Origin of the sequence: Aminobacter sp. LjRoot7, assembly GCF_964252895.1 — a bacterium.
GTDB classification, from domain to species: Bacteria; Pseudomonadota; Alphaproteobacteria; order Rhizobiales; family Rhizobiaceae; genus Aminobacter; species Aminobacter aminovorans_B.
The window spans coordinates 1-8,517 of record NZ_CAXUPX020000026.1 but is presented as its reverse complement, the minus strand read 5'-3'; the positions used below and the strand labels follow the sequence as shown (position 1 = coordinate 8,517).

The window sequence follows — 8,517 nt, the reverse complement described above, 5'->3', positions numbered from 1 at the left end:
GGTAGTACTTTTCGCGACGTAAGCGTCCGGTCCTGACACCTCGTTGGCGTAGTGCAAAATCGCAGCTTGTGAGGTTCCTTCGTAGCGTGGAGGATCTTCGGTGAATTTGAGACATTTCGAGAACACAGCGCGTAAGTCCTTCTGGGTGATTCATGTCGAAGCGTGGCGTCAGAGCGGATTGGCGCGCACAACCTATTGCCGCCATCACCATCTCAACCGGCGTACGTTCGAGCGCTGGCTTGACCACCTGATGGGCAAGGAAGCAGCGCGCAAACATGCGGAATCGCAGGCACAATTGCGCCGTGAAGGGTGCCCGCAACAACGCCGGAAAGAGCCGCGCCGGCGCCAACGCCAACGTTTTGGTGTGAGCACGGATGTGCGCAATCGTGCGCTTTGGGCGTTCTGGGCAATGCATGTCGAGGCGATGAACTGGAGCGGCATGGGCGTTCGCGAATATGCCGCGGCACTGCATCTGTCGCCCTACGCGCTGCGCCGTTGGCGTGACCGCCTGGAGGATGGCGAACTGGATATCGACTGGCGCGCGCATCTTCATCCCGCCGCCCGCCCGGCCGTTAGCACTAGTGCTAACGGAACGGCGCCCGAAAGCGAGTTGACAGATGCCGCCAAGGATGGGCCGACGCCATGCCGGCAACCTGCCCGGCGCTTCTTCAGCGATGCGGAAAAGCGTGCCATCGCGCTGGAGAGCAACCAGCCGTGAGTGTCTCGGCCGTCGCGCGCACGCACGGGATCGTCACGGGGATGCTGTTCCGCTGGCGCGTACAGTTCGACGTGGCGCAGAGGAAGCGTGCAAAACTCGCATCCGTGACGCTACCAGATGACATCCCGGCGACGCTGGCCCTGCAGAGGTTCGTGCAACCACCTGACGGAATGATGGCCGTCGATCTGCCTGACGGGCGGCGCATGTTCGCGCCGGAAGGGTGTGATCCCGATGTCGTGCGCGCACGGATCGACAGCGGAGGGGTGAGCCCATGATGATCGTTCCGGCGGGAGTGAAGGTGCATCTGGCGCTGGGTCACACCCACATGCGGAAAGGCCTCGACGGGCTCGCCATGCTGGTCCAAGCGCTGCGCGACCTGGCGCTGATCACCGCGAAGCGTCAAGAGCGGGACGCCACCACGTCGGCTATCGGCGGCCTCGCAGCTGGCGCAGCCATCACTGGCATTCTGTCGCGACCGGCCAGCGCGCTGCAGGCTGCAGCCGTGTCGCGTGGCCTGGCGCAGCTCGTTACGTCGCCATCGTTCCGCAAATGGGTGACGAACACGCGCCAGAACATGCCGACCGCCGGCAAGATGGCCTATCGGACGGCCGCCGTGCCCGCGCTGGTGGATGTCGTCACCGGCGCCTTGGCAGAGAACAAGGACGTCCAGTCTGCCATCGAGTGGCTGAACGAGGGCATCTCGCAGATCGATCAGGCCGGTCAACGGATTGTCCGGCCGCCTCAGGACGCGGGATCATCGGAACAGTTCTTCCGTAGCAACTAGGTCAGTTGTCCAATCCGTCCGGCTTTTTGGATCATCGCACGGTAGTGTTCGAGAATGGACGTTACCTTCATGCCTCTATGGGTGCTTCCGTGTAGAGTGGCGAACTCAGTCTGCCGGTAGCGCTCGACAAACCGATACTCCCAAGCATCGCCACCGACCTGTTCCGTCAGGCCGTTACTGAGCAAGCCCATAAAGCTGTCCAACACACGAGTAAGCTCTACCGTTTGTTCGCCCGTCTGACGGCCGAAGTGGTCACGGTTCTGAAATATGAAAAGCGGCTCTCCGCTGAACAGAGCTTGAAATTGCCTTGCGGCGATCTGCTGATCGCCGTCGCGATTGGCCATCCCCGTTGCGACGTTAAATGCACCAGTCTTTCTCAGGTGATATGCGGCAACAAGCGGGTACACATACAATAGCGGTACAGGAACTTTAGCTTCCGCTCGGTTTGTCACACTACCGAGTATTTCCATGCACTGCTTGATGTCTCGCAACGACAGGCCGGCGATTCGCGAAACTGCGGAAACCATCTGGCTTTGTGTATGGTCGGGAATGGGCAGATAGCGATCTTCCTGCAGCCTAAGTTCGTCCCATTGCACATCAACAAACTGGTCCAGGGTGGGTTGATCGAATGAGTAGGTGCGGTCGAAGAAACGGTGGAGATACGTGTCCGCGTCGAACCCGGCCCCGTATACGGCTCGTATTGTGTGCGCCAATTGATCCGTATGAGTCGCAACCAGAAAGATAACATTGGGGACGTCGAATAGGTGCTTGATCCGCTCTAAGAGCGAGATGGCGTAGATGGGCCGGCACCTGTCAACTTCATCGATCAGAACAAACAACGGCTTGCCGTTTTCAACCCCCTTTGCGAGCTCAGTGCGAAAATCGTCGATCGCCTTCTGACCATCTTCGAAGCGCTCAAGTGCCTGTTCGGCGTACTCACTCAACGTCTGCTCAGCAGCTTCGGCGATGGACTTCGCCACGTCGTCCGTAATTCCGTCGACTGCTTCCCGACCGATAAAGAACTCGGCTCCGCGCTTCGCTAGTCCCATAGCGGCCCGTGCTGTAATCTTTCCTGCATTCTTCTTCAGTGATTGCCGAATGCCGGCTGTCTTGCCCGCCTTTTGCAATGACCCAAGTATCGCCGACATGACCGGAAAGATCGGGTCATCGGCATGATCGTCGCGCCACGCATTGACCTCCGCGACCCTAAACCCGTCTGAGCGAAGTTGTTCGGCAAGCCTCGTCATGAAGAAGGTCTTGCCGGCGCCCCAGGGAGCGCTCACGTTGATTGATGTCCCGCGCTGCCCTTTCGCTACCGCCTGGCCATTTCGCTCCAACAGATAGTCAATCAAGAAGTCGGCGTCTTCCTTGCGCCTTAGATGATCCCCCACCCAGATTTCAGTTCCCATTTGCCCACCAAATTCTCAACTTGCACAAGTATCGATTGCGAACCGCAAATGCCCTTGCCGACTAGTAGATAATCAGTAGGCCGGAACCGTCTGGGCCCATTCTTCTGTAGTACGCCGCACAATCACTGTCTGTAAGCTCACCCATCTCAGCGCTGAGCCGATCCCATGTCGAGTTCGCTCGTTCGTCAGCGAAATCCGCCTGAACGAGACCAACCTCCTCGGTAATTTCATTAATTCTGCCGACGTCTCTGGAGATGCTCTGCTGGGAGCACTTGCCGACAAGGATCTCTGCAGTCATGACGGCTTCATAGACTTCGATCTGCGACGGCGTGAGATTCCGCGCAGAACTGGCTATTGGCCATATCAGCAGGGCTGCACCCATAGCAAAGGCGGCTAACTTCATTCCATTCCTCCCTGTTACCCGCACCAAGGCCGTTTGACCTTTGGTCGCCAGATGATTGAATGGCCTTCCTGTAGCAGGATGTTTTCCGCCAGCTGCCCATTCCCAAGTCTAACGCGCACCAATGGCCGGCGCTGATCGGTGTCGTCCACCTGGCCTGTGTCCTCGATGCGCAAACCTGGATCACGTAGTAGTTCAGTCAGCCGCTTCTTGGCCTCCTTGCCTAGCAAGCGCTCGCGTTCGCACTTCGCACGGCTGCCGGTCTCGGGTGTGTCGATGCCGCTCCTGAACGGCACACCATCGCCAATCAGGCGCATGTTCTGGCCATTGCACCTGATCGTATCGCCATCCACGGCGCTGCGTTGTAGGCACGAGATGGCGGTTGCGGCCAACAGAGCAATCATGTGACTACTTCACTCCGCAACGGCCCTTGAGGCGGGCTATTTCCGGTTCGTGGGTTTCATCGCCACCAAGGGGCACGCCAATCATGAACACACCGAACGCGTCCTTGTTTGCTGTGCGTTGTTGGCGCGAGGTGATATCGGCCAGCCGGTCGCGATCTGCCTGGGTGCATTCCTTGCCGTCCGATGGAGCGGCCTTGATGTTCGATGGTGGCGTGGCGCAGCCGGCAAGGACCGCGAGTGTGGCCAAAGGCAGTAATTTTCTCATGAAATCCCCCCGGATGTTCATGCACTTTGTGACACGCAGCTCCTTCGTTGCCAATGTTGTAACTGCGAGGTCGTTCGGTATGAGCGCGATTGGCCCGATCCCGGCGCGAAGGACGATTCAAAGTCCCTCGATCAGGCGCCGCCTAGCCGGGGCAGGCCTAGTGAATGAGTATTATATGCGGCGCTCATCACTGACCCGACCAGCCGAAAGAAGTCTATGCCGAACGACCTGACGTGCTGACCCTGCTAGCCGCTATCGGTGACGATGGGGCCATCATAATGGCGGCCGAAGCCTGAGACGACATTCAGTGAAGGGCAATCGATCAACCCCCACTTGGCCAGGAAATGAACCCCCAATCAACCTCTTGGCTCTCCAGCCACTCCTTTGCAGACATCTCGTCCTCGGTTTGCAACACGAATGGCGGGTTCTCTGGCTTGAACCCCTCAGGCCACTTTATCTTCTGCAGATGCGTTCCAACGACCTCGGAAATCTTGCTTCGCTCGATTTGGAGCTCGGCTTCGGGCACCAGCACAAACCGAAAACCCACGGTTACTTCTGCGTTGTCCCAGTTCGGCGCGCCGGAAACACGTGTGCTGAAGATTGATCGGTAAGCCTTGCCTTGATCCGAATCCTTTTTGTGGGCTTCGGTCACGCGTTTGCGCAAATCACTCAGGACTTGTTCGCTAAAAACGTCTGGAAAGGCGAACCGACCGTGTTTTCGGGCCAATGCATCGGCAAATCGGATGCGGGTAGCATCGGTGTCAAACCCCACTTCTCTCCGAACCTTTGCCAATACTGATTTATGTATGGTCATGATCTGGTTCAGGTTGACGACAACGTTTTCGGCAGGCGGCCGCTCGAGCGTCGTCCAAGTTGGCGCCCGACCTCGCTGAACGTTGGTAAGTTGCGCTTCGTCTATTTTGATCAGCGCGGCGACTGTCACCCACTCTTTGTCCGAGTTACCGTAGTTAACTACATCGCAAGTCTGGCTGATAACTACCAAGCCTATTGCCGTTCCAGCGACAGGTTCGAGGAAGCCGTCTTCGCCCCGGCCGTTCGCCAAGAGAATGTGGTCTATTTCAACGGTGTAATCGCCTTGTCGCCATTCGCGTAGAATGCCCGCCCAAGCCGGGGCTTCGTCCGAACCCATGCCGCCAGGTTAACCTTTTTTCAGCTGCAAAGGCCGGAGTTTTTGCGGCTCAGAGCCACTAACATTGGGGGGACTAAGTTCATCCGAGTCCACTAGGCGAGTATACCAGTGATCTACGGGAGAAACTTTGTTCCTTTCGACCATTCCCCAACCTGCGTCTGGGCGTCCCGCTCCGCGGCCTACGGCCGCTTTGACTTCGGCAAAGCGCTCCTGCGCCAACATTTCTGCGATGGTGTCACCATTGAATGCAGCGAACAGCAACGAGGCATTGTCTCCCGCGTCGCCCTGATCGATGTAGCGCAGGGTGGCATACAGCCTCGACAGTCTGTCGCGATTTATCTTGGCGACAGGTTCGCCCAAGGTCCAATTATGTAGGGCCTGACGAGTACAGCCGAGCAATGTTGCAAGCTGCTCCCAACTGCGCCCTGTCATGCGCTTTATCTCTGCGAGTTGTCCAGGCACGGACTGCTTAATCGCTGGTTCGATCGCCGCCAACGTGCGGTCGAACGCCTGCGATGAGGTTTGAGACTGCCAAATCGACCCCAGTGAACGCGCGGCCCCGACAGTCCGATCAAGTGAGTTCGAAGTAATATGCCGACTCGGCTTGTCCGCTACTTCCTCAGGGAAAAAGCTGAAGGGATTCGCTGCAGGGTCAGGGTCAAATTCAATCCGCCTTTCTTCGCGAAAGAGCGGGTAGAATGGCGGCGGAACATCTATCGCGAAGGGAATCAACTTATCTTTCCTCCGAACGCTGCCAAGAATTTGTCAGTCACGGCCCACCTAAAGAAGCTGTAGGCTCGAGTAGCCAATGCCAACGCCGTTGTACGGATCATACCTGAATCGAACTCCTTCGGCGAGGATTGGTATTCAACAAACGTATCGATGTCCAAAAACCACGCCGGATGAGGTATTGGAGGCATCGAATCAGGATCATGGGTACCGTTTTCTGGAAACATCCCCCAACGAGCCATCATATGACCTTCAGTTACACGGCAAACCACTTCAGAAATCGCGTGGACGATGTGGCCGCCGATCGGAGCACCTGAAATGCCCATCATTTCAGGACGGAGCATGCCGCCTAAGCTTTCGCCGCCATTAATTTGAAGTCGATCAACATAGCGCATGCCAATACGAAGAATGTGAGTGGGCCTCAAAGTGTCGCGAGCAGCGTCAACAACGGCGCCAAGCCTTTCGATGAAATCAGCGCGAGATACGTACTTGCGAGTTTCCAGCGTGATGAACGTTGACGTCAGGGTGAGCCGCCACGCACCTTGCGCGTCTATGAAACGCCAAACGCTTTCCCCCGATATGGAAACCGTCGCGCCTTGCTCGTTGACAGAAAACGTCTTCATTTGTTCGTCGCGCATTATTGGGTAGGTGGCGCGAACGCGCTCTTGGAACTCGCCGATAAAAGACTTTTGTTGGATCGAAACGATCTCCGGAAATCTCACCTGGGCGAGAACCGTTACTAAGGGGGCGTCTGGGAGCGGAATCTCTTCGGGTGCCGCGCCGAAGAGCGGATCGAAATGATCATCTGTCATGGTGGTGCTCCTACTCCCCTAGCGGGAACGTATACCACTGTAAAATAGAGCGTAAAGTGAAATATTCCAATATCTGCAAAATGGAAACGAGTGGAACTAGCCAGTTCGACGAACCGGCCCCGGATTGAAGGCAAGGCAGGTTACAGCCTGCCGTTGCGGCGACGCTTGTCACCCGCGCGCATTGGGTTAGTGACCGGCGCCCAAAATCGGCTGGTTGGATCATGAGAACCGTCTTAGTAGTTCAGCATCAAGTCATTGGGAGCGCAGCTTGGCAAGACTTCCGCCATCAACTTCAAAGGCAATACGCCTTTGGTTGTTCCGAATTGATCTAGAGGATCTGGAAGACGCCTACGCTGGTGCGATCGCCAGCCTGGCTCACCGCGAAGCTGAAGTCGAAGAAATGGTTCGTCGACAATTGGGTCTAGGTCCGGAGGACGAGTTTCCACCATGTGATCCTGACGATCCCGAAGATCCAATCAGTGAGATCTACGAGCGCGCGAGTGATATGGACGCGCGGACCGAACGTGGAGGCCACCTCATCCGAAAAACTTTTTTGATCGCTCTTTTTCATCTTTGGGAGCGGCATAAAAAGCCGCGAATTGAGCGAGGCGCAAAACTAGGCTTTGACCGCGCCCGCGTTCTAAAATTGCTCGATGACTTAGAGGCCGCCGCGAACTGCGCAAAGCATCCCCCAGGCGGTCCGGCGAAACGAATTTTCGCACGACGCCCGGACCTTTTCCCCAGAGTGACTGAACAAGCTCACGTGAGCGAGCGAACGCTGCACATCACTCCGGCGGTGCTTCAGGAGTTTTTTGAGGCAGTATGGGCTTCGCTTGGTGTGTGGCGCGAAGGCTCACCGCTAGTTCTGCCATTGAACGAATAGGGCATTAGGCGGTTTGCGCCCGTCGTGTGGGCCGGAAATGTGGGACAATTTTCTATTTAAGCGACAATGCCGCTAAGCTATTGAAATCGTTGGCGCACCCGACAAGATTCGAACTTGTGACCTCTGCCTTCGGAGGGCAGAGACAGTCATAGGCTGCTCATCACTATGAATCACAGGTGAAGTGAGAAAATGGTTTCCGTGTCAGTGCGGAACAGTACCTATGGTAGGAACTCTCCCACCCTGGGCCTTAGCTGCCTTTCGGTTCTGAGTCTCGAGCTAGCCTTACGCCTGGGCCGCCACCATTTGCCGGAATGAACTCGATGCCGGCGGCCTCGAAAGCACTCCGTAGACGATCGACAGTCGCTTCCTTGAGCACCTCCCCTCGTTCAAAGCGAACGATGGTCTGGGTAGACACTGCCGCTTCTCGCGCCAAATCCAACACGCCCCACTCCAGCGCGGCTCTAGCCATGCGGCACTGCGCTGGGTTCATAAAATCACCATATTATGATGATTTGTGTTGCCCATATACCCCACAAGATGTACCTTTGTTTGCATTAACGGCCAGACACAGTGTTCCAGCACCGCATCTGGCCTAACTACAATCTAAGCTGTTGGGAGCTCGGATCATGGCTGATTCCGACCATAGCATAAGTTTTGGGTGCGTCACGCGGCGGCTGGCGCTTGGCGGGTTGTTTGTCGCCGGCGTTGGGAGGGCTTTTGGGGCCTCACGCGCGACAGCGGCTTCTGACGTAATGCCCGATCCAGCACCGGACCCGGCGGTGGTGCTGTGGCGCGATTGGAATGCTGCATATGAGCAAGCAATGTGGCGCTGTGACCGGCTGCAGGAACTCGAAGCAGCAGTTGCCGAGCGAGTGGATGGGCTGTGGACGGTTGTGAGCAGCCCTGACGGCGAGGAGACCATCGTTTGCTCGATGGCGGCGGTGGACCGGATTATCGGCGAGC

The 8,517-nt window shown here is 57.0% G+C and carries 11 protein-coding genes and 1 pseudogene; 5 read left to right on the top strand and 7 right to left on the bottom strand.

The genetic code is table 11. The features are described from left to right. Window positions 1–100 precede the first annotated feature (100 nt). The 3 genes from tnpA to ACSQ3E_RS30625 are packed head-to-tail and all read left to right on the top strand — an operon-like array spanning window position 101 to window position 1,502. Window positions 101–718 (top strand): IS66 family insertion sequence element accessory protein TnpA, encoded by a 618-nt coding sequence (gene tnpA, locus ACSQ3E_RS30635; RefSeq protein WP_436125489.1) that lies wholly within the window; start codon window positions 101–103, stop codon window positions 716–718. Next, the gene (locus tag ACSQ3E_RS30630) at window positions 715–993 is read left to right on the top strand and encodes a hypothetical protein (protein WP_436125488.1); all 279 of its coding nucleotides are present in this window, start codon (window positions 715–717) and stop codon (window positions 991–993) included. The genes tnpA and ACSQ3E_RS30630 overlap by 4 nt, the downstream gene beginning before the upstream one ends. Beyond that, on the top strand, window positions 990–1,502 hold the full coding sequence (locus ACSQ3E_RS30625; protein ID WP_436125487.1) for a hypothetical protein: 513 nt from the start codon (window positions 990–992) through the stop codon (window positions 1,500–1,502). The genes ACSQ3E_RS30630 and ACSQ3E_RS30625 overlap by 4 nt, the downstream gene beginning before the upstream one ends. On the opposite strand, the gene ACSQ3E_RS30620 is transcribed toward ACSQ3E_RS30625, so the two are convergent. The 7 genes from ACSQ3E_RS30620 to ACSQ3E_RS30590 all read right to left on the bottom strand — a co-directional run bounded on the left by ACSQ3E_RS30620 (window position 1,499) and on the right by ACSQ3E_RS30590 (window position 6,671). Then, entirely contained in the window at window positions 1,499–2,911 is a 1,413-nt protein-coding gene (locus ACSQ3E_RS30620; RefSeq protein ID WP_436125486.1) for a KAP family P-loop NTPase fold protein, read from the bottom strand. The two genes, ACSQ3E_RS30625 and ACSQ3E_RS30620, sit on opposite strands and share 4 nt — an antisense overlap. 61 nt (window positions 2,912–2,972) lie before the next feature. Next, window positions 2,973–3,314, bottom strand: a complete 342-nt coding sequence (locus ACSQ3E_RS30615; RefSeq protein WP_436125485.1) for a hypothetical protein — start codon at window positions 3,312–3,314, stop codon at window positions 2,973–2,975. A gap of 14 nt (window positions 3,315–3,328) precedes the next feature. Beyond that, on the bottom strand, window positions 3,329–3,715 hold the full coding sequence (locus ACSQ3E_RS30610; protein WP_436125484.1) for a thermonuclease family protein: 387 nt from the start codon (window positions 3,713–3,715) through the stop codon (window positions 3,329–3,331). A 4-nt stretch (window positions 3,716–3,719) separates the two neighbouring features. Next, complete coding sequence (locus ACSQ3E_RS30605) at window positions 3,720–3,980, bottom strand: hypothetical protein (protein WP_436125483.1); 261 nt, start codon at window positions 3,978–3,980, stop codon at window positions 3,720–3,722. Between the two features lie 322 nt (window positions 3,981–4,302). Then, window positions 4,303–5,130 carry a hypothetical protein gene (locus tag ACSQ3E_RS30600; RefSeq protein ID WP_436125482.1) on the bottom strand — a complete coding sequence of 276 codons (828 nt, stop codon included), beginning with the start codon at window positions 5,128–5,130 and terminating at the stop codon, window positions 4,303–4,305. Window positions 5,131–5,139: 9 nt separating this feature from the next. After that, complete coding sequence (locus ACSQ3E_RS30595) at window positions 5,140–5,862, bottom strand: hypothetical protein (protein WP_436125481.1); 723 nt, start codon at window positions 5,860–5,862, stop codon at window positions 5,140–5,142. After that, the gene (locus tag ACSQ3E_RS30590; protein WP_436125480.1) at window positions 5,859–6,671 is read right to left on the bottom strand and encodes a TIGR04255 family protein; all 813 of its coding nucleotides are present in this window, start codon (window positions 6,669–6,671) and stop codon (window positions 5,859–5,861) included. The genes ACSQ3E_RS30595 and ACSQ3E_RS30590 overlap by 4 nt, the downstream gene beginning before the upstream one ends. Window positions 6,672–6,939: 268 nt before the next feature. On the opposite strand from ACSQ3E_RS30590, the gene ACSQ3E_RS30585 reads away from it, so the two are divergent. Both ACSQ3E_RS30585 and ACSQ3E_RS30580 read left to right on the top strand, forming a co-directional pair. Then, a complete protein-coding gene (locus tag ACSQ3E_RS30585) occupies window positions 6,940–7,554 on the top strand; it encodes a hypothetical protein (protein WP_436125479.1) in 615 nt (204 codons plus the stop codon). Between the two features lie 626 nt (window positions 7,555–8,180). Continuing rightward, window positions 8,181–8,517 (top strand): annotated as a pseudogene (locus tag ACSQ3E_RS30580) (hypothetical protein); the annotation flags it as partial.